The 20514-nt window shown below is 58.7% G+C and carries 14 protein-coding genes, 1 tRNA gene and 2 pseudogenes; 4 read left to right on the plus strand and 13 right to left on the minus strand.

All coding sequences use genetic code 11. The features are described from left to right. Positions 1 to 165: 165 nt before the first annotated feature. From HRF45_02985 to HRF45_03000, 4 genes are all read left to right on the plus strand, one after another. Positions 166 to 618 (plus strand): hypothetical protein, encoded by a 453-nt coding sequence (locus HRF45_02985; GenBank protein ID MEP0765495.1) that lies wholly within the window; start codon positions 166 to 168, stop codon positions 616 to 618. Positions 619 to 1580: 962 nt separating this feature from the next. Beyond that, a tRNA-Arg gene (locus HRF45_02990) sits at positions 1581 to 1656 on the plus strand. Positions 1657 to 1990: 334 nt separating this feature from the next. Next, the gene (locus HRF45_02995; GenBank protein ID MEP0765496.1) at positions 1991 to 2476 is read left to right on the plus strand and encodes a DinB family protein; all 486 of its coding nucleotides are present in this window, start codon (positions 1991 to 1993) and stop codon (positions 2474 to 2476) included. 284 nt (positions 2477 to 2760) lie between these two features. Next, positions 2761 to 3264: an ADP-ribosylglycohydrolase family protein gene (locus HRF45_03000; GenBank protein MEP0765497.1), complete on the plus strand. Its 504-nt coding sequence runs from the start codon at positions 2761 to 2763 to the stop codon at positions 3262 to 3264. 538 nt (positions 3265 to 3802) lie between these two features. Here HRF45_03000 and HRF45_03005 read toward each other — a convergent pair. From HRF45_03005 to HRF45_03065, 13 genes and pseudogenes are all read right to left on the minus strand, one after another. After that, positions 3803 to 4573, minus strand: coding sequence for a class I SAM-dependent methyltransferase (locus HRF45_03005; GenBank protein MEP0765498.1), 771 nt, complete (start codon positions 4571 to 4573; stop codon positions 3803 to 3805). Between the two features lie 20 nt (positions 4574 to 4593). Further along, a pseudogene (locus HRF45_03010) lies at positions 4594 to 4881 on the minus strand (ADP-ribosylglycohydrolase family protein). Beyond that, a pseudogene (locus HRF45_03015) lies at positions 4878 to 5519 on the minus strand (hypothetical protein). The pseudogenes HRF45_03010 and HRF45_03015 overlap by 4 nt, the downstream one beginning before the upstream one ends. Positions 5520 to 5540: 21 nt before the next feature. Next, entirely contained in the window at positions 5541 to 6419 is an 879-nt protein-coding gene (locus HRF45_03020) for a hypothetical protein (GenBank protein ID MEP0765499.1), read from the minus strand. Then, complete coding sequence (locus tag HRF45_03025) at positions 6416 to 6802, minus strand: hypothetical protein (GenBank protein ID MEP0765500.1); 387 nt, start codon at positions 6800 to 6802, stop codon at positions 6416 to 6418. Before HRF45_03025 ends, HRF45_03020 begins: the two co-directional genes overlap by 4 nt. Then, a complete protein-coding gene (gene cmr4 / locus HRF45_03030; GenBank protein ID MEP0765501.1) occupies positions 6802 to 7797 on the minus strand; it encodes a type III-B CRISPR module RAMP protein Cmr4 in 996 nt (331 codons plus the stop codon). Before cmr4 ends, HRF45_03025 begins: the two co-directional genes overlap by 1 nt. Continuing rightward, on the minus strand, positions 7794 to 10874 hold the full coding sequence (locus HRF45_03035; protein ID MEP0765502.1) for a CRISPR-associated protein Csx11: 3081 nt from the start codon (positions 10872 to 10874) through the stop codon (positions 7794 to 7796). Before HRF45_03035 ends, cmr4 begins: the two co-directional genes overlap by 4 nt. Then, complete coding sequence (locus HRF45_03040) at positions 10871 to 11878, minus strand: hypothetical protein (protein MEP0765503.1); 1008 nt, start codon at positions 11876 to 11878, stop codon at positions 10871 to 10873. The genes HRF45_03035 and HRF45_03040 overlap by 4 nt, the downstream gene beginning before the upstream one ends. After that, entirely contained in the window at positions 11875 to 12843 is a 969-nt protein-coding gene (cmr1, locus tag HRF45_03045) for a type III-B CRISPR module RAMP protein Cmr1 (GenBank protein MEP0765504.1), read from the minus strand. Before cmr1 ends, HRF45_03040 begins: the two co-directional genes overlap by 4 nt. A 17-nt stretch (positions 12844 to 12860) precedes the next feature. Continuing rightward, entirely contained in the window at positions 12861 to 15773 is a 2913-nt protein-coding gene (locus HRF45_03050) for an ATP-binding protein (GenBank protein MEP0765505.1), read from the minus strand. Next, on the minus strand, positions 15770 to 18736 hold the full coding sequence (locus tag HRF45_03055; protein MEP0765506.1) for a DUF1156 domain-containing protein: 2967 nt from the start codon (positions 18734 to 18736) through the stop codon (positions 15770 to 15772). Before HRF45_03055 ends, HRF45_03050 begins: the two co-directional genes overlap by 4 nt. Then, positions 18733 to 19689, minus strand: a complete 957-nt coding sequence (locus tag HRF45_03060; protein ID MEP0765507.1) for an ATP-dependent helicase — start codon at positions 19687 to 19689, stop codon at positions 18733 to 18735. Before HRF45_03060 ends, HRF45_03055 begins: the two co-directional genes overlap by 4 nt. Next, positions 19649 to 20497 carry an ATP-dependent helicase gene (locus HRF45_03065; protein ID MEP0765508.1) on the minus strand — a complete coding sequence of 283 codons (849 nt, stop codon included), beginning with the start codon at positions 20495 to 20497 and terminating at the stop codon, positions 19649 to 19651. Before HRF45_03065 ends, HRF45_03060 begins: the two co-directional genes overlap by 41 nt. Positions 20498 to 20514: the final 17 nt, after the last annotated feature.

Genomic DNA, 20514 nt, shown 5'->3' on the forward strand with positions numbered 1-20514 from the left:
CTGCTCGCTCGCTAACAACTTGCCACGTCTTCCTATACTAGCATTCTCGTATGCATACCTCCCCGCACAATTGCGATCCGTAGCGAATCGTGGTAGACTCAACCTGCCATCTGCCAAGCGGCAGATTGTGCAACACATCACATTCTTCGAAATGAGGATCAAACCATGCGTATGTGCATAGTCGCAGCAGCCCTGGCGCTGTGTGCAATCGTTCCTGCTTTTGCGGTCCCACCGACAGGAGTTATCTCCGGCAAGGGCACCGCAGATCTCGACAGCGGCGCCACGGGCAACCTCGATCTGTGGGTCGCCTTCTCACCAACCACGAAGTACGTGTCGAAGTTCAAATTCTCGACGCCCCATCCGCTCGGCGGGCAGTCTTGGTTCAAGGGATCGACGTTGACCGATTACCTCGTACAGGGTCCGTACCCTCTGATCGTGGGACTTCGGGTCATGGGCACTTGGAATGGAACGCCTGCTTACTGCGACTTTTTTGTCGTGGACGACTTCCTCGGCAGGGACTGGGTTGTGATCATCATCAGGAACCAGTTCGGGGTGCCTCAGCACTACTGGAATGGCGTGATGACGACGGGGGGCTTTCGGGTCAACCTGGCGCCGTAACCAAGGCGGTGATCGTCGCGAGCCGCACCTTACGGGCCACGCGATTCTCGTACACCACACTCTGGATAACATGCCGCAGGTGCCGACTCGCCTACAACCGGCGACCGGAGCCTGCGGCACCTCAGACTCCGTGCGGGAGTCTGACTGCTGACAATCGCGAATTGGGGGTAGTGCAACGAACATACTACGTACGGTGGCCGGCTGCATCTCGATCGGTGTAGCGCTCATGGTCTCTGCTCTCGGACACAGGGTCCAAGGCCGCTGCCACATCCACTTTCTGCCCTGACGAGTCGCTCGCTTCGCAGGCGCTCGTGTGAGGTGACCCACGCAACATCGAGCCCCTGAGATGCTTGACCGTGACCGCGGGGGCGTCGGAGCGCTCCCGCAATCCCAATTCGAAGTGGTCGCCGGTCGGTCCAGCTGAGGCTGCAGCCGTCACTTTCGTCATCTCCGGACCGAACTGGCAGTCTCAACCCCAGCGCTGGAGCGAGAGCCCTGCGCCCGAATGAGGGATTATCTGACTTCCTTCATACTCTGCCCGAGCATACACATCCGAGTCGCGCACAGCCGTGAGGTCGGTATCGCTGAAGAGGTGCATAGCCCTAAAGCCTCGACACACGTCCGCCGACCCGCACCTTCCGAATCCACGCCCTGAACCCGAGGAGCAGGCCGGGGCGAGACTCGAGTGCTTCGTGTCAACGCAATCTTGCGATTTTTCGGCAGGCCCGCGATCGCGATTCTTGCGGCCCGCAGCGGCGAGACCGGTCTACGGCGGCGACTGTGACTCGCTTTGGCAGGGGCAGAAAAAGCAGCCAGTCTGGACAGATTGTGGCGGGTTCGCGCTGGTTTCGAGTGCTATCACGGCCGGCGGTAAGCGCAGTTGTGCCCTGCCCGGTCCACTTGGCCTGCGGCTGCACCCCGGTTTCAGGCTACAATGGCCGGGAACCGCCAGGTCCAACCGCGCGGCCGTAGCTCAGTGGATAGAGCACCTGACTTCGGATCAGGTGGTCGGGGGTTCGAATCCCTCCGGCCGCGCCAACGTACTTCGGAGAAGCCCACGAGCCGCGGTTCTTGTACCTAGAAGTATACACAATTACGCAGCATTGCGCAAATCCTTTGGGGTCGATCCCGCACGGGATCGGGGTGTCGGTAAGTGGTAAGTCAGCGTGTCGGTTTCCACGCAGCGGGGCTAGGAGTCTCGTTCTGACAGTTCGTGACGGACCCGGAGTGTGCCGACGGTACCCGCGACGCACCAGAATGCCCGGAGAGGCGCCTCAGACGCAAGGCCGTCGTCGCCCTGTCGGGCGCCGGTCGAGGTACGACCGTTTCACTGATTCGCAACCGACGGGCCACGCCGGTGCCACAATAAGCCATGTCGTTCTTGCACAGCCAATCGCAGGCGTGGGACAGCGCCCACTGGGAGTTCTTGCTCGTGTTCGAGGATCTTGCTGACGAGGACCTGTGGCGGCGACCCGCCCCCGGGCTCCTGAGCGTCGGCGAGCTCGTGTGCCATATGGCTTACTGGCAGACCACGTACGCCACCAAGCTGGACCCCGCTTGCGACATCGAGTCGCCGCTGGCGCGTGAGGCGGCCCGTTACTATCCCTATGCGGTCGCCAGCCCACTGGTGCTCGACATGTCGGTGGCGGAGGTCGCCAAGGAGTTCGACCGTGTGCAGAAGGCGTCGAAGGAGGTCTTCCTTCGATCCAACGCTGATCGAGAGGCGCCGCTGACGTTCGAAGGGCCTGGCCGCACGTTCGGCGAGTTCGCCGACTACATGGTCTTTCACATCGCGTACCACACCGGCCAGGCGTTCTCGGTACGGCACCTGATGGGCCACCGGACGAACGACAACTGAGGGGCTCAAGGTCTAGGGTCTATGGCGGGTGAGCGCCCGCGGGGTGCTGGAGTGGGGCGTAGGGCCGTCGTCGCCTGTCGGGCGCCGGTCGAGGTGCGACCGTTTCACTGATTCGTAGCCGATGGGCCGCTCCTCGGTGCCCAATGGCTTGACGGGGTCGCGTCCCCCGTAGTGGTGTAGTAAGAGCGGGTGTACGTGGTTGTTGGCGACACGGGGTTGCCCTTGCAGGCAGACTGCAGTACAGCCAAAGTCAGTCTCCGGAGAGAGAGAAATGGAAAGGCTAGTTGAGTCATGTAAGAAACGGGGCAGCGAACGGGATGCGCTCGGCGCCCTTCGGCTTCTTCCTTCGCTCATGGAAGTTTGCTTACGAGTGTGCGGAGATCACCCACGGCCACCGAGAAGCTGCAGTAGCGGCAGCTGTCTTCGCAGATGCCATTGCTAGGGTGCTCGCCGGACAAGACCTGGCCTCGGCTTTGGCTGACGCCGCATCCCAAGCTGGTGCAGAAGGAACCAGTCGCGAGCTGGTTGTGCATGCGCTCGACCTTGTGGAGATGGGCCGCCCGGCTCCCGAGTGCATCCAGGAGCTTGTTGCGGGATGGGTGGCAGACGAGGCGCTAGCGATCTCTGTTTACTGCGCCGTCGCGGCGGACTCGTTCGATCAAGCCGTCTGCTGGGCCGTGAACCACTCTGGCGTTCGGACTCCACCGGTTCGATTGCGGGGAACCTCTACGGCGCCGCGCAAGGGATGGATTCCATCTCGCCTCGTTGGCTGTCCGACCTCGAGCTGAGGGACGTTATCCAGCAAGTCGCGGACGACGAGATCGACGGGGTCTGGCACACGCGCTATCCCGGCTGTTGACGCTCGTGCCGAATCCTCAGCGGGCACGCACGCTGTCGGGGTAGCGGCGTGATCCGTGACTACGCGAACGGTCTCGGAGACGTCACACGGCTAAGGTGATGGCATGCGCTCTACCTCGGCTGATCGCAGGACGCCGGCTGGGTATGGGGGCCGCACCTCCAACTGGCGCACTGACACGCATGCTCCCGCCGCGCCGATCCGCCCGTTGCGTCCGCCAGGAGCCAAACAAGTCCAACCAAGTGGGTGCCACATCGGGCGTCCTGACACCCGAGAATTGCTGTTGGGAGCTTACGTTTGGACCTAAAATCTGGCTCCGCGGGTGCAACCCTCTTCATAACCGTTCTCTTTCTCCCGAAGTTAACCGAAGTCCTTCAATATCAGTTGGTTATCAAAGATCAGGCTGCTCCCGATGATGCGGAAGCGGTGTTGAATCGCATTTCCCCATCTCCTCCGGGTGTCACAACTCATCACCTCGCCATCAGCGCGAACACGCCCCAGCCCAGGTACTCACGCGTGTACGTTGCGTAGCGCACTGGCTCCGAGGTCAGCTGGGCTTGAACCTCTTCGACCAACTCGTCGTCAGGATTAGCTTCAAGCCATCGGCGCATGGTGAGCCATTTGGCCGCCTCATATCTGTCCCAACCATCTTGGTCGGCCAGAACCATTTCGACGACGTCATAGCCAAGGCGGCCGAAAGACGCGAGAAGGTCCGGAAGCATGAGAAAGTCGGAGATCGAGTGGGCAAGGCACCCCTTAGCAACCTCTTCCGTGGGCGGTAACTGCCGCCAGTAGGGCTCGCCGATGAGGATGATCCCTCCGGTGCGCAGGCTCCTCGACAGAAGCTCGATAGTGCCGTCTACACCTCCACCGATCCAGGTGGCGCCGACACAGGCCGCCACATCGACCTTTTCGTCGGCGACATAGTCGGTAGCATCGCCATGGATGAATTCGACTCGATCGGCGACGCCAAGTTCTTCAGCACGGCGTTTCGCTTGCTCGGTGAACAATTGGCTCATGTCGATACCGGTGCCGATGACGCCGTGATCACGCGCCCAAGTGCATAGCATCTCCCCCGAACCGCTGCCGAGGTCGAGCACTCGGGTTCCCGGTTCCAGGCGCAGCGCAGCGCCGATAGTAGCGAGCTTCTCAGGTGTGATCGGGTTGTGGATGCGGTGAGCGCTTTCGGTGATGTTGAATATCCGTGGAATGTCCGCTGTGGAAAACCTCCTTAAGAATATGAATCGATTCGGTCACGGTCTAACCAGATGATATGCGCTTTCCAGGCTTTCTCGGGATCATACCGCCTTTGATCCGCCAGCATGCGGGCCAGCAACAACGCCATCTCGGAATCGTCTGTCGGTTGGCCGGCAATCGTATTCCAGGTCCCCCCGTCGGCAAGTTCCCGGACGCCGTTGGGATATTCCCGTCGGATCTGCTCGGGCGCTTGAAATTCGACCAGACTGCCCAACGCATCACCGGCGAGCTGGCCGAGGAGGCAACCTTGGGCCCGATCCAGCGTCTCTGCTTGGCGCAACGGACTAATCATCCTCCCCCCCGATGGGCGGTGGCATCCTCGTCGACCCAGTCCTCTTCGGTGTAGGACATGCCTTTTCGCCCCGGAACCTTGCGTGTCGGTCCAGGCCGATAAAGAGCACAGCTTTTCGGGCCATAGCAGAAGGTCTCAAACCGGTACCGTTTCTTAGACGGATTCCAGTGGTCGATGATCATCTCCACCGGCATTCGACAGCCCCAGACACAGGTCGTGCACTTGGTGTCATACGTCCGGGTGTCCAGACGCCGATGTCCACGACTACGATAGGTTTCCAGGTCAGGCGGTTCATTATGAAACGGTGGACCAGCCGGAGGACCATCTTCAGTATCTTTCAGTATCTTCAAATCGCTTGCCTTGTAGAATCGGCCGTCTCAAGCCGCGGATCAGGAACGGGAACCAACCGCCAGGCCGCTCACCTCCATGCCGACTTGAAATCGATGTTTTGCTTGTGCGGCCTTTCCGATGGCGATTATGAATTCGCCGGGTTCATCACCGATTGTCCCTTTAAACCGAAGTACATATCCCAGATAGCTGTGGCTCCGCTCGTCGAAAGACCGCATCAGTCGGATGCGGGGCTGAACGGATACAACCTTTCCGGACCATGCAGTTTTTTCGATATCTGCTTTTGTCATCCACCTCATCTGGTTTCTCGCCTATCTTTTGTCCTGATGCATCCAGTATCCATAGTTGTCTATCGACCAGGCCGTTGAACGTTCCAAAAATGATCCGGGAGCCCACGTAAGTGCTCCTCTCCACGGGCTACCTTGGTCCCAGCCGCCAAGAAGCTCTTTTACTCCTTGAATTCCCTGGATTTGATGCTGGCCACCTTCCAAGGCATGTCCCCAAAGGATGTCGCTCTGTATTTCGGGATGCTCTCTATCCAGATGAACTCGTTTCCCGAAGACGGACAAGTCACCGGATACCTCGTGCCACCCCACACGGCATATTTTCCCAAGACCGTATCTGGTGTCACCTCCGACAAAGAGGGTATCGATATTGTCCAACTGCCTCCGAAAGCCGTTATTTCTCAAGAAGACGTACCCTAAAAGCAGCATGGCATTCGTTTCCCCCTGACAGTTGGAATCACGCCACCAGGGATTGATACATTCTGTTTCCCGGAGAGTGCCTTCAGACGCTGAGTCCGATTCGGGAGCGATTGCGGTGCCGGGCCGGGAGTCCAGCAGACGACGTCTGAAGTCACGGTCCGACAGACTTTCCTCGCCGCCGTGGCAGTACCATTGGACGCCTCTCATCCTTTCGAATTTCGGCATCCAAGCCAGGAACTTGTCGCCCCGTTTTTCGGCCGGAAAGAGGTAGGTGAAACGGCAGTTGAGAGCGGTTTCCCATCCGAGTTTGCCGTAATCCGGAAAGCTTTCACCGTTTCTTGATCGAGATATCTCAGCGGTCACAGCGCCCCAAAGCACACGCGCCGGGACATAGGGTCTACAGCGGTTCAACACCCCTGCCGGAGGCATGCCGACGAAAAGCGGCGCTTCCAGTCGCCAGACCCATCGAAGTGCCGTCCAGGTCATGTTCGCACCTCACTCTTTTGTGGCACTCGCGCGTGATAGCGGGCGTAGACGAGTGTTTGCCGGACCAGATCACGGGCCAGCAGTAGCTTGTCAAGGTCCTTGCCCATCTGCTGAAGCGAGGTAAAGACGTCGGCATTGTCAGAAAGTGAAGGAGCCTGCTGTGGCGTCATTTTCAGGAACTCATGGATCTTCTGGTTGACATTTTCGGCCCCACTGCCGCCTCGCGTTTTTAGAAAAAGAAACAGAGCATAAATTCCTTGCTCTTCCAGGACAGCGAGCGCGCTCGTAACGAGGTTCTCAAGCTCCTTTGATGGCCTCTCCGCGATGGTCTTGCCCACCTTGGCACAAGCAAGGTCCAGGTTTTCCAAGGTCGGAGCGTCCATTACGAGACCTCCTTTCCTGGCTTATCCACATCGGCAAGCTCCTTCGTTGCCAGCACCCGCAGCCGTCCCATACCCCGGCTTCCCATGCCGCCGATGCCGAGATGTTCCAGATAAGAATTGGCATCAGTAACAACATCTCTGACTTTCTCCGGTGAGTCGACCGCCTTCACATCACCTTGATTGATCTTAAAGTGTTTTGGATTCCGGCAGGTTACCTCCCAAAAAAGCACTGTGCCTCGAGGCAGGGCCTCATAGGTGAACAGCGCCCCTTCCTCGGCCGCTCCAGTGGCCGGATCGATGGCGACCGAGGTTCGTACTTCGAGGTTGCTATTCACGATATGAGTGAACAGCTTGTCCGAAACGACACCCAGGCGGCTGATGATGTAACCCGGTATCCCCAGCGCTTCGATCTTTTGAGCAATCTCGCTCAGTGGCTGCCAATCCGTCTTGACCGGCAGAAGAAGCCAGCCGAGATTCAATGATGGCTGAGCTGCCGCGCCGTCCGCTTTACGGTAAACGACCTGCTGCTCAGGCAGATCACCCAGTTCTGAGAATTCGGCGATGCCGGTTTGCCGCAATGCTATCGGACACGTGATCCACTGCGGCCCCAATTGCGATGCCACGGGAAAGAGCAGCACATGCATGTCGCTGAATGCGGCCAGTCCCGCGAACCCACCGCTGGAGCCTATGCCTTTGGCAAAACCGAACACGGTGCACACAGGACAATCGGCGTTTCCACAATGGCCGCCTGCACCGTCGCGCTCCGGCTGGCCAAGGCCGGCACAGTTGGGGTATTTCCCCTTTGACATGGCTGTGTGGGCTCGCATGACTCCCGCGATGCTCGAACCCGGAATCTTCGGTATCCGCGTGACCGGGTCGCGCACGATGGTGTTGTCCACCCTGCCCAGCCGAGTTCCACCCGTGCCTACGTGGATGGGATCGAGCGCCACACCGGTAAACGGAAATGTCACAAAACTCCGATTATTTGTTGTCATCGGTCACCTCCGGACACTTGCTTTTTTAGTACGCTCATGTGCCATTCCAGGCTCCAGTCCAGGAGTCCATCCCCGGCGGCTTGCACCAAAGTCTCAAGGCATGCGCCTCGAACGCCCAGACGTTCATGGAACACCGCGCGGGCGAGGTCGAGCCAGGCCGTCTTCCCTCCCTCGAACCATGTCTCATCCGGTCCTTGCCAGACCCCGCGCCGCTCGACAAGCTCCGACCATGCTCCGCGGAGCGCGGTCTGGCTTTGTGCATGCCGGTCCATCAGCCGCCAGAGATCGCGCATCCGCAGCCATTCCGTAATCTGTCTACGACTCAAAGGTTCGAACCGCCTGGCCGTGCCGTCCATGAAAATTGTTGCAATAAGCGAGGGATAAACGAGAACCCCGTCCCCGCTTCGCAAGTCCTTCGCGTGCCGCAAGACCTGGCCGTTGGGATGCTGGAAATCCAGAGGAAAACGGACCTGCTTGTCTTCCACAGCAAGATACGGATAAAACACGTCATCACGTCCATCGGGGAGTCTGACGGGTATGGTTTTAAGAGTCTCATGTGGATGATCAAGAGACTTGAGGCTGAGGCTGGTGACGCCTTCCCGTGTTTCGCATCCCGCCACCCGCCAGGTTTCTGGCTCCTTAATCCCATCCATATCACTCTCGATGTTCCGGGCTGCGTCTATCACGGCCTGAAACGGCGTCATCCTCGGAAAGGCCACCACGCCGACCCGAAGTGGCAGCCGATCCCAAACACGGCCGAATTGATCTTTCCATTTTTCAATCGCCCGATCCACACAAGTCGATGCGGCCTCAAGTGGCAGAAGGACCCGAAAGCGCACCGGGGAAAGCTCAAGGGGGATCACCGGGTGATAAACGCCCAGAGCGCCCGTGTCGTCCGTAGCCGATTGCACAACGAGTTGTTTCGCCCTCACGCTATCATCCGCTTTCAACTCCAAAGTGATTCCGCGCAGGAAATCCTTATCTTGCTCAGGCTTCAGAAGTCGGGCCAGATTGCAGATGCTGAGGAAGTCCTTTGTTTGTTCCCGATACAAGAGACTTACGGGAGCATCCCCATAACGTCCGCCATAGATCTGCCGGTCTTCCCACGAACCGGAAGAACCGTTATCCGGCTTGATAACCAAGCGGCGCACGCGCCAGCGGTTCTGGTCCGCGGCCGCTATCTCGCGGAATTCGGCAAGCAAGGCTTTGAAGAAATCCTCGGCCTGCCGCCAGAAGCGATAGATACGACCGGGTGAGGCGAGCTTGCAGAACAACTGATGCGTGAGCCATGCGGCGCGTGTGTTCTCGTCAAGGGCGTCCCATTGGGGCGAGTCAGTTCGATCCTCGACGATTTTGGAGAAAAAAGATGGCCAATCTCTCTCGTGCGGGTACCCCTCCTGCAGGCCGCTCAGCACGGGGTCTGTCTTGTCAAAGGACTGGAGTTTTCCTTTGATATGCTGAAGGAGGCTGTCAAAACAGGCGGCTGGATCTATGGGGTTTGGTTGGTTTTTCAAGAGGGGATTGAACTTGCGCCATTCCGGAATGGCCTGGGTCCTGAGCGCATCCAGGCGGGTTCCGTCAAGCCAGGGCTCGATGTCCAGGCTCATCGTGACAAGGGCGACGCGGTCATTGGCATCCGCCAACTCGCTGATCCAGATGGAGTCTGATCCGAGCTTCCCCTCAAGCCACATGTCCAGGCGGTGAGTCCGCCGCGCCTTGCACGGATCGCAAGGCATCTGCTTGTCTGTCCCAGAGCGGCTTCTGCGCACAAGACATACCGGACAGACATGGCCATCCGACCTGTCTGCATGCGACGCACATGCAGGCGAATCCTGCCCGGGAATTTGCCAATTGCGGTGAAGCGGCACGGCCATCGTTTCCCGCGCCTTCCGGATTTCAGCCGTCATCCCAACAAGAGATCGCGAAGGCTCGCTGATGCTGCAATAAGGAGGCGTCTCGAGGTTGGCGTCACTGGCATAGTCGTCTATCTGTTCAGTCAGCCACTTTTGCCAACCTGCAATCTGTAAATCACCCCCCTGACACCCTTTACTCTTATGCCCAAATCGCTCCCCTGGGAATGAAAAGACACAGGTCTGACCGTCCCGATACAACAAGGAGCCAAAAGCCAGGTCGACCTCAACGAGTTTGCAGACTCTGCCGAAAAACTCGTCCAGCGCCAGCCTCGCCCCTGTCGAGTCACCGATCTTAATTGCCCGGGCCTCGTAGTGGTCCGCACCGATCCCGATGGTCAAGAGCCGCCAGCGGGTCTGTTGTTTAAGACTGTCATTTGCTTTCTCATTTCCGCTCTTATCCTTGATCTTCCAAGGAAATGAATCGCCTTCCAGAATCGCACCGGCCACTGCGCTCTTGAACAAGGCGGCCGCTACATAGGACTGGTCAAACAGCGAGACATCATTGTTCGGCAACCTGGTTTCGGCCAGGGTGCCGGTGAAGGCCGTGCGCAGCCATCCTTCAGGTCCCACCGCCCCATCGCGCCAACGCCACCAGCCATCAATGTCGTTGGGGGAACTGTTGTCGCCAAGCTGCTTCAGCTCGGTGAGGAGCTGCTCAATCCGATCAAGCAACCCTTTCCAGCCATTATCGTTGAGCAATTCAGGCGGGTCGGCAATCAGATTGCGGACCGGGTGGCCGAAGACTGTGGACAACCACATGTGGGTGACATCCTGACCCAGATACTTGGAAGTGGCCGCCGGTAGATTCTTCTCGATACCCGATGCCATAGCATGGCCGGCCTGGAGCAAGCCGACAAGGTTAGGTTTTGATCTGCCGTCTGCATGCTCACTGATAAAAGCTGTCAGCGTATCGGGCCATTCAAGGTTTTTGGCCGAACCCGTCTGGTAGTTTCTCTTCACCCATTGCAGTAGGTTATCCCAGAGAAAAGGTGGATTCTCCTGCCCATGCCAATTCTTGTAGTCATAATTGTTCTTCTGGCCGCCGTGCTCCCGCAGGAAATTGATTTTGGCCTTGCCTGTCATGTGGAGCCAGCCGATCGCCTCACACGCCAGAAGCAAGGGGCGATAGTGCCGCAACGTGTCCGGAAGTTGAAATCCCGTCATTGGTCACCTCCCTTCCGGGCAATTCGGCTTTTCATCTCCGCTTTGAATCCTTCCGCGTCCTTGAGAGTGAAGGAACCGGGTGTGCTCTGCTCACGTACCAGAGTGCCAAGGTCCTGAAGGCTGTGGAGAGTTTTCTTTGTGGATCGCGGTTCAGCCTTTGGCGGTTGCGCGGTGGCCTTCAACATTCCTGTCCAGGTATCGATTCGAGCAGTGCCCCATCCGGCGGTGCGCTTGGCGGAGATGCCGTACGTTTCGAGAAGCGCCCTGATGCTGTCGATGAAGCCGTCGATGAAGTCGGCCAGCATTACTTTGTCGCGTTCGATTTCCCCCGGTAGCGGCGCGTAGAGCAACCGCAACCTGCCTTTTGTCCCGGCTGGGACGATCTCATAGTAAATGGGTTGCGTCCCGGCCCGGCGGGTACGGCTGTGGGGATTAATCACCTCAAAGCCGATTTTATTGAACCAGGTGGGATAGAAGACAAGGGCGCCGGAGCGGAATTGCTCATCCTCTCCCTTCTCGTTGCCGAAGAGATGGATGATCCAGGAAGGGTCTTTCCAGCCATCCATTTGCATATCGTGCTTTTCAAGATGATCTGACAAGCCCGCCTGCATCCGGCAGGCCCAGCGAAGAAGTCCCTTCCAGGAGGCCGCTGACATAAACGGCACTCCGAAAACCCTGTCTTTGCGGACCGGGTTATCCAGCACGTGGAAGGGGCGGTCGTCCTTCGAGTACCAGGGTGACACCAGCGTGAAAGAAACGTCGATGCCGAACCAGGTCGAATCCGGCAGGGAAACATGGTCTGGCTCAAGGTGAAGGTCCGGAGGGAGATTGAGCTCCAGTTCAGCCGCTCGTTTCATGTAGCATTGACGTGCTTTGTTCTTCTCCCCGTCACGACAGGACCAGACCACGCATCCATCCACAAAGCCTGAAGCGAGACCGCCTTCATTCACCTGTTTTGGGCAGGCTTGTATTTCGGCCAAGGAGGCGTAAAGATCAAAACTCATAAGCGGTCCTCCTTCCCGGCGAATAGTTGATCTATGATCTTGTCCCCGGCGAGAAAATCCCAGCCGTTCTGTCCCCAAGCGTTCGTCAGACGCCCCTTCATGGTGTTGAAATCGATCAGTCCGGGTTTTACGAAGCCGAAGGTTCTTGCGGGGTTCTTGAAGCTGAACACCTTCTTGCTCTCCTGCTGAGAGCCGGCAAGCCATCTGACTATTCCATCGTTCCGGGTGGCCAACTGTTGTCCTTGATTTTTTGCCTCCTGTCGTCCGATCACTTGGTTAAAAGTACTCTTATTGTTGTCTACCCGCCCGAGATACTTTCCGTTCACGCACCAGAAGTGCTGTAGAGAAGCCCAGGCGAACTCATCGTGACTGAGCTTCCGCCATTTGGATAGGTATGTTTCCAAATCACCCCGACCTGTTCGATCGAATTGCCGAGACGTGACCATCTGCACCAAGCCATAGTCTTTGTGGTGCAGCCTGCTTGCCCGACTGGGTTCGTCCGTTGGCTTGAATACCGTCTTGCCACCGATGGCCCCATATTCGGCGATCAGACGAAGGGTGGCATCCAGGATGGCCCACTCTTCAACGCGGATCGGACGGAGGGGTGTGAAACGAAGACTGAACTCTTCGTCTTTCTTTATTTGAGGTGAGATTTTCGTTTCGGCATTGTTTCTGGCCTCTCGGATATTGCCATTCTTGTCGAGGACTTCAAATTTGAACTTCCGCGCCCAACCTGTACAGCCGAATAGTTCGCAGACAACACAATGGTTCCGGTCTTCACATTTCCTATCGGTTGGATCACAGGCGCTGCCGCCCAGACCTCGCACCAACACCTCAAACCACCAGCGGATGGAACCAAGCAGGCCGGTGGTAATCAGACGGTCCGATTTTCCATTGAGGTCGCCGGTCCACAACTCCGTCAGGGCCTTGAGTTTAAAGGTTCGTTCGCTTCTCGTGAGAGCCATGGTTTCCCTCTCTTCGTTCATTCCTCCGCAGTCCGCTCGATGTCTGCTTCGTCAAGCGGTTCGTCCACGGCGTTGCGCAGCCAGGATGGATCGAAGCCGGCAGCCGACGAACCCTCGACGCGGATGCGCACCCTGCCCCCGTCGGATTTATCGGCCAGGTTTGCGATGGCAGGGAATGCCTTGAAGACCTGTTCTCTGGTGGCTTCGAAGGCAAAAGCGACCCGTTTCTTCCGACCGGCGGCATCCGTGCCCGTCGTGACAGGTCCAGTACTGGTTGCCACATCAATTCCGGCCGGGCCCTCTCGGATGCTCGGTGGAGGAGGTGCGCCTGTATCGCCAGGGAAAACGCCTGCGGGTTGGACCGCCGGGGCTTCCGGGACGGCTGCCGGCATCATGAGAAAGCCGGAATCGAAATCGACCTCGTCATCGGCAATGGAGCGGCCGAAAATCACCTTGTCGCGATTGATCTGATATCTTCCATCAGGACCAAGAACAGGGCTGCCCCCGCTTACATACGCGAAGACGCTTTCCGATACACCGCGAGCGATGCCTTTGCGCAGGACGGATGCGGATTCCAACCGGGGCGGCGCAATATCTCGGAAGAACGATTCAAGCACATCGGACGCCTTGATGCCCATGAGCGGCGGCTCACCCTCGCTTAAGCGTTCGCCGAGCCGCACTCGCTCGGCGATTTTCCGCGGCGTCACCGATCCGTGAATGCGCGGCGTTCCCACGCTGGTGAGAAGTTCCATGATCCGCTCGTGGACGCCGGTCGCCTGAAGCGGTCGCCCGCCCCGTTCCACTTTCTCTATTTCCAACTCGCCATCCTGAACCCGAGGCAACCACGCGGCCGTGTAAAGCTCCCGGAAGCATGACTCGGCGGCAGCCTGCTCGGTGCGTTTCCTCTCCCGGAGTTGATCAAGCTGGTCCTTGGTGAGCCGAAGTTGCTGCTTCTTGGCTTCCACACGGTCGATGGCCAAGAGATACCGGACGGCACGCCGCAAAGCCTCGATTTGTTTCTTTTCCGGTATCGCGAGTCCCAGCCCGTTGCGGAATCGCCGGGGACGATCCCCGTATTTGGTCAGGTACTCCTTGGCCTGACGTTCCTGCTCCGACTTGCCCTCGGCAGCAAACTCAAGGGGCAGGTAGGCAACGAGAAAACGGGGGTCCTCGTCGGGGATGTCCTGACTCTTTGCCGGCCAGACGATGGCCGTGTGGTGTCCGGCTAGGCGGGTATCCAGCATCTCCTTGATCTGGCTTCGGACCGGGCCGTGACCACGAGCCTGAGAATCCTCGCGGGCAACGGTCTGCTCCGCGTCCTCGATCAACTTGGTGACATTCGGGTCCTTCTTGAAGCAGTACCGGACACCGTCGTAATGCAGGTACAGGCATGTGTTGCGAAGCTCGGATAAGACGGCGGTGGCCGTGATGTTGTCCAGGTCGGGGCCGACGCAGGCCGCAAGCAGTTCGTTTTCCGTAACGCCGGGCGGCAGTGTCTCGTCGTTGCCCGAGCCCTCTCGCCGGAGTCCGCCGAACGAGTAAAGAAGGATTGCCGTGGCGATACGCGTGGCTGGCTTCACGCTGGCAAGCGCGGGGGTCTCGCGCGCCATCCGGTCGTCGATGCGTTTTGCCCGGGCGTTTGGACCGTCGATGTCCGCCGTGATGACCGGGTCGTAGTCGTTCTGTACCCCGAGCTCTTTGAGCATCTTCACTCGGACATCCACGTCCTTCACCGGCACGTCTCCGGGCCCGAGAAGCGCCTTGGCCCCGCCGTTCTTCTTGAGGGAATGCATGCAGGAGGCAAGGAACCGCAGCGCGCCGCGTGTCCTCTGGAAGGCATCCACCGCGGTCCAGCGTTCCCTCATGATGTCAATGAGCGCAGGATGGAATGGATACGCCGCCCGCATCCGATCACGCAGCAGACGGCCTTCCTCCTCGGCCTGCTGGCGCTCGGAGGGGGTTTCGGCATGAGCCCGCTGCATGCCGGTCACGACGTCCTGATATGCCGTGGAAACTTCAGTTGCTGAGGAAGCGTCGGGAGCGCCGCCAAGAAGACGCCGCTGAAGGATCGGAAGGACCTCATCCCCTGAGACAGGTTCCCTAAGTTGGTCCACCCGAGATGCGAGTTTGTCGATCTCGGCAAGCAGTCCCACGTTGCCCAGGGCCTCCCTGGCGCTCCAGGTCAGGGAATAGACGAGCGCCGCCTTCTCGCTCCCGGCCACCTCGACGGTCAGGTTCTGGAAGAAATCCTTGGCCTGGCGCTGGAGCGTCGAATCAAGGACGCTGACCGCAGCGGAGCGCTCCATGTATTTGAGCACTTCGTCGAGGAGGATCAGAACCGGCCTGCCGCCAGCCCCCTTGGTGAGCAGATCGCGAATCACATCCCCGCCCGGGGCCACGCGATCCTTGTCGTGGTCGGCCACCAGGGGAAAGGCCTTTTCGGGGTCGATCTGCCAGGCGATCCAGCCCCACATGGTCTGGATCGTGCGGCCGTCTTCCAGCGTCTTGCCGTTACGGGCATCGAACTTCTCGCCGTCGAAAACCGCCACTGCCACATTGCCGGGCCGGGCGAATTCCTTAGCCTCAGGGATGCCGTCCAGCGCATCTCGCTTTCGCGCGGCATGGAACAGCGACGCCAGGGTGTGCGACTTTCCCCCGCCGAAAGGCACCCGGAGTTTCAATACCCGGTTGTAACCGGACTTGCCGGAAAGGGAGGCCAGCACTTCGTCCAGGAGCTTCCGCAGATCGGCCGTGAGATATGTCGCCCGGAAGAAGGCCTCCGGGTCCCGGTTGACCACGGGAACATTGGGATCATTGGCGGCGATGGCTCCGAGATCGATGGCGAACACCGCCTCGGTAAGCGCCCCCGCTTCCACATCAGGATGGAGCTTGACCAGGTCGGTCCAGGGACGAAAGTGGTGCGTGCTCATTGTCTGTCTCCATCGAATTGCATGCGCATCTGACCGGTTTTGGAATCTACATCCGACAGCCGTTGGTCGATGAGCGCCCGCCAGTTGGCGACGAGTTTCTTGAGCGCGGCGGATTCCGCCGGAGTGGTCGCCACAGCATGCTCGGGTCCGTCGTCCTTCCTGCCGGCCAACGCCGTTCCGGCCAAGGCTTGAGCCACCAGGCGCAGACGCTCCCGGTCCGGCCTCGCCTCGTCGAGGAAGTCATTCAGCTTGCGGGGTTCGTTTTCCACAAGCCAGAGGATACGATGCAGGGTATCAATAAGTGGGGCAGACGTGCCGTCATCCTTGGGCATGCCCAATTTTTCGTCGTCTCCCCGTTCGGCGAAATCTCGCAGCCGGTATTTGCCCTTCTTTTTTTCGACCAGCGCGCGGCTTCCGGACGAAAGGCCGTTCTGGCCGTCCAGCTCTACATTCTGGCCGTAGGTGAAAACGATGGCCTCGCCAGCGTCCATCTCGGCCGCCTTATAAGCGTAGCGCCAGAGCACGTAAAACCGGCTGGGCCCGTCCACCGCGGCAACGCCGCTTCCTGTTACCCCGAAGATCTTTTCGAGAAGCGTCTCCAGCACGACCCCTTCCACCTCGGCCAGAAACTTCTCGGCCGGGACCTCCTCGCCGTTTGCGTACTCCACGCGGGCAAATTTGGTGAAGGCGCGGAGCCCTGCACCTACCGCGGCAATGACCAGGTCCGCGCCGGTGATGCCCATCTTCCAGAGCGAATCGACCCGCTCTCGGACGATCTTATCGAGCTCGGACCGTACTTCGTCCTCATAAGAGCCGGTCAATGCACCTTCCCGTTTGCGGGCGACAAGGAAGATGCTGGAGGCGAGTGCCGCCGATGCGATTGCTCGAACTCGACCTGGTCGCTCAGTATCGAACGGCCAAGCTTCCGTGACGGTGAAGCCAGCCCTTCGAAGCGCGTCAACCAATGTAGCCCAGCCCAAAGTTGTCTTGTGGGCATATACAATCACCATCATGCCGTGCGCCTTCAGCACCCGGCATGATTCGCCGAAGGTCACTTCCATCATCGCTTCATATGCGCGTTTCGCTTTTCTTTTGTCGCCGTCATGACGAACCGCATCAGCCACTGCCTCAGCCTTCTTGGGCGTTCCTTCTGTCGAGAAGTGCTCTGAATACAGATGCCCCACAGTACGCTTGAGCCATACAAAAAAGAAGTCTGAGATGTCCGCGTATGGCACATTGTCGTAATAGGGAGGATCTGAAACAACGGCGTCGAGTGATCTATCTGGCCAAGGTAGATTCATCGCGGAACCGCGCACAACACTGGCCGGGCTCCCCGTGGCGGATAACGCATCGATCACGCCGATTATCCAGACAAGCGCGCCTTGCGGGGAACCAGATGCATCACCGAAAGGAGCGAGCTCAACAAAATCCCAAACAAGAGGAAGCCCTTTTTGCGCGAAAGTGCTCTTGATGAACTGCCCCCCAGACTCCCATACACAGACAGTACTATCGTAGTCAGCCTGACGGTCCAGGAGAATGCCTAAATAGCTTGCGACTGCTCGTGCCCGCTCGGCCTCACAACTCGAAGAAATCATCTCCGCATGGGCTTGGCGAACACATGACGCAAGCGTAAGCAGGTACAGCAATTGACGAGAAGTGAATAGGTCACCAAATGTGACAAGACCATACAAGGACGTCCAGTTACTATTCTTGGCGTCGGTCACTATCGGTTCGCTTGGTATCGAAAGCCCCGTGCGTGAACAAATATCCGCGATACGTTCTTGGATCGAACTCTCATCGGGCTGTGCTCCTCCCACGTCGTCGGCTGAAAGAAACACCTTTCCTCGATGCCCTGGTCTAATACATCCAATGGTCATGATTTGTTGCCCCATGCGCTTAGCGCATCCTTCGGTCTTGACGTAAGCGCTGTCGGCCACGGTGCCGCAAAACGGACATGTCGCATTACCGCCCTTCGAACCTGCGGCGGGGTCGAAACCAAGACCACGTTCGGATGTTGACTCCACGACTTCGAATCGAACGCGCTTTTCTCCCTTGGGAGCCACAAGCCTCAGGGCGACGTAGTTCTCCTTCTTCTTGCAAAGCCAGGTTTGTTTGGCCAATGGCACAGTAGCCCCGCACGAAGGGTTTTTGCAGCGGACGGTCCGCGTCCAGAGATAGGCAACCGGCATGAGGTATCCGGGAGGGATGCTTTCCTTGTCTGAAGATTGCCACATTTCTGACTGGACCGCCGGCCTGTTCCCTTTATATTTGGGATCGGGTATGAGCGGATACAAATCGCCGATCTCGGCCTTGACCTTCTCGAGCACCCAGTTCCCCCAGTACCGGACTTCCCCGGCCAACCCGCCCCAGGTCGTCTCACCCTTCGCATTCTTCGGCCCGGTCATGCCGCGCGCGCTCGGGTCGGGCTTTCCGTACTTCTGCGGATAGACCAAGGTGCAGAGTTGGATGATGTGCGCCACTGGGTTGAGGTCGAGGGCGTAAGCTTCACAACCCAGGCGTAGGGCTTCCAGAGGGATGGCCCCACCACCGGCGAACATGTCGAGCACCTTGGGACGAGGGGCGCGGCCTTCTTCGATGTCCTCGACGGTGACCTTCTTGCCGGTCTCTTCGGTCAGCCGCTCGGCGTGGGCTTCGAGAATATGCCGCTGGGCTTCCTTGATGACGGTAGGGCTGCCAGGATACTTACAGAGCCGCTCGATGAACTTGGCCGCATTGGCCCTGCCCAGACTCTGCTTCTTGTTGTCCGGCCCGTTCTCCGGGATGAACCGCGACGCCGGGACAAGCGCGCCATACACCGCGGCGCGACACGCCACCAAGGGCCGCCGCGCCCACCAGAGGTGAAGGGTCGAAATGTGCCCCTTGCGGACGGATTTCTCCCGCGACGCCTCGGCGCTGATGGCCTGGATCGGCAGAAAGTCTTCTATCAATCTACGGTCGTTCATAAGTTGTTCACCTCCGCTACTATTGCCGCCGCTTCAGCCTGGCTCAACCCGGAGATGCGTGTCACGCTTGGAACACCCATCTCGTTCAGAAACTGCGAGCGCGTCAGGCGCGCAACAGACCTTTGAGTCAAAGCCATCGCTTGGGCACCCGAATGCTGGGCGACGTGGGACGCGATGCAGCACGCCATAGCCCGGGTGACGGACACGTAAAACAGACGTCGCTGTTCAATGAGCAGCCCGGTGGCCTGCAAGGCCCTGAAGTTCGGCATGAGGCCTTGTTCCGCCCCCGGTATGAACACAACCTTCCCGCTGAGTCCTTTGGCTCCATGCATGGTCAGAATCCTGATGCGTTTCTGAACGGGTTCTTGAGTTTGAGGTTGTGCGCCACCAATTCGTTGATTTACCAAGTCAAGGATGGCCTGCTGATCGGATTCGCTGTCCGCCGCAAGAAACTGAAGAAGCTCCTCAAGTGTCATCTGGACCGGAAACGAGCCCATCAGGGTATTCCATATCGACAGGCTATTGGCAGCATCGCGCCCGGATGTGAACACCCGCGATGAGAGGATAGCCGTGATGTCGCCGCTCCGAGCGGCCAAGGTATCGCTCATGTTCCACGTTCTAATCGTTTGAACGGTTGCCATGACACGCTGAACTGCGGAGGGGCATCGCCCAGAAAACCACGTCGGGCATGCAGGGAGGTAAAAGAGTTGGCGAAAGTTCTGGTTGTTGGAAATGCAGGCATCCGCGACGCCCTTTGCCGTGGCGCTTCCGACACCGGAGAGAACCTCAAGCAGGTCCCGATGCGCCGGGTAGTCTTCTTCACCGGTTGAATTGTCCTTGGCGATCCGGAGAATCGAATAGACTGCCCTGATGGCCTCATATTCATTTGTGAGCGCCGCACCTCGCGGAGGATCATAGGGAAGACCGAGGTTGCCAAGTTCCTGGGCCAGCATGTCGAGTTGGACCCGACGATTGGATATCAAAATGAGAATTTCGTCTTCCCGCCCAGCCATGCCGGCGTTGATCAGCGCCTGACAAGATTGGGCAACGGCGCGAGCCTCCTCCTGTGCGGTCTGGAAAGACCAAACCATCATTACGGCCCTGAACTGGCGGCGTGGCAGCGCCATAGAGCGACGTAAGGTTCTTGGCAACTCGATTCGAGTTGTAGGTGATCAGTCGGCTGGCCGGGCCGAGAACTGCCGGAGTGCATCGGAAGCAGTCTGTCAACACATGTGTGGCGGATGCCGGGTAGGCGGTTTGAAACTGGACGATGCCGTCTGGATTGGCATGACGGAACGAATAGATACTCTGGTCGTCGTCTCCGGCGACAAACAAGACTGTATTGTTCGCAGACAACAAGCGCACGAATTCCTGGTCGCACGCATTAAGGTCCTGGAATTCGTCAACGATCAAATGGTCGATTTGCGGTAATTGATTTGGCTGCAATGCGCCTTGCTGAAGTGCGTCTACGCACTTGTAGATAACCTCGCCGGGAAGCACACAGCAATACAGGTTGGTCCGAGCCGGATGAAATGCGTTGAATCCTTGAACCTCGGCAGGAGTTATTTGCGCCTGGTTCACGTATTGCGGATTCAGAGTCTGCCATTGTGCGTCGTGGGCAAGTCTGATCTCGGCGGCTCGGGACGGAGTACATCCCAGACTCCCGGCGAATTCTCTGTCATAAACATTGGTCTGTTCCCAATCATCCAGCATGATTGGCGTGCTGGGATACGTGGTGCACCGTCCCTTGCTGCGGCCCACTGGCGCTGTTCGGCTTG

The organism is Fimbriimonadia bacterium, from assembly GCA_039961735.1.
GTDB lineage: Bacteria > Armatimonadota > Fimbriimonadia > Fimbriimonadales > JABRVX01 > JABRVX01.

Excerpts from the sequence above, each read along its gene's own strand:
- HRF45_02985 (MEP0765495.1), top strand. The coding sequence starts at position 166 with ATGCGTATGTGCATAGTCGCAGCAGCCCTGGCGCTGTGTGCAATCGTT.
- HRF45_02995 (MEP0765496.1), top strand. The coding sequence starts at position 1,991 with ATGTCGTTCTTGCACAGCCAATCGCAGGCGTGGGACAGCGCCCACTGG.
- HRF45_03020 (MEP0765499.1), bottom strand. The coding sequence starts at position 6,419 with ATGACCTGGACGGCACTTCGATGGGTCTGGCGACTGGAAGCGCCGCTT.
- HRF45_03025 (MEP0765500.1), bottom strand. The coding sequence starts at position 6,802 with ATGGACGCTCCGACCTTGGAAAACCTGGACCTTGCTTGTGCCAAGGTG.
- cmr4 (MEP0765501.1), bottom strand. The coding sequence starts at position 7,797 with ATGACAACAAATAATCGGAGTTTTGTGACATTTCCGTTTACCGGTGTG.
- HRF45_03035 (MEP0765502.1), bottom strand. The coding sequence starts at position 10,874 with ATGACGGGATTTCAACTTCCGGACACGTTGCGGCACTATCGCCCCTTG.
- HRF45_03040 (MEP0765503.1), bottom strand. The coding sequence starts at position 11,878 with ATGAGTTTTGATCTTTACGCCTCCTTGGCCGAAATACAAGCCTGCCCA.
- cmr1 (MEP0765504.1), bottom strand. The coding sequence starts at position 12,843 with ATGGCTCTCACGAGAAGCGAACGAACCTTTAAACTCAAGGCCCTGACG.
- HRF45_03050 (MEP0765505.1), bottom strand. The coding sequence starts at position 15,773 with ATGAGCACGCACCACTTTCGTCCCTGGACCGACCTGGTCAAGCTCCAT.
- HRF45_03055 (MEP0765506.1), bottom strand. The coding sequence starts at position 18,736 with ATGAACGACCGTAGATTGATAGAAGACTTTCTGCCGATCCAGGCCATC.
- HRF45_03060 (MEP0765507.1), bottom strand. The coding sequence starts at position 19,689 with ATGCTGGCCCAGGAACTTGGCAACCTCGGTCTTCCCTATGATCCTCCG.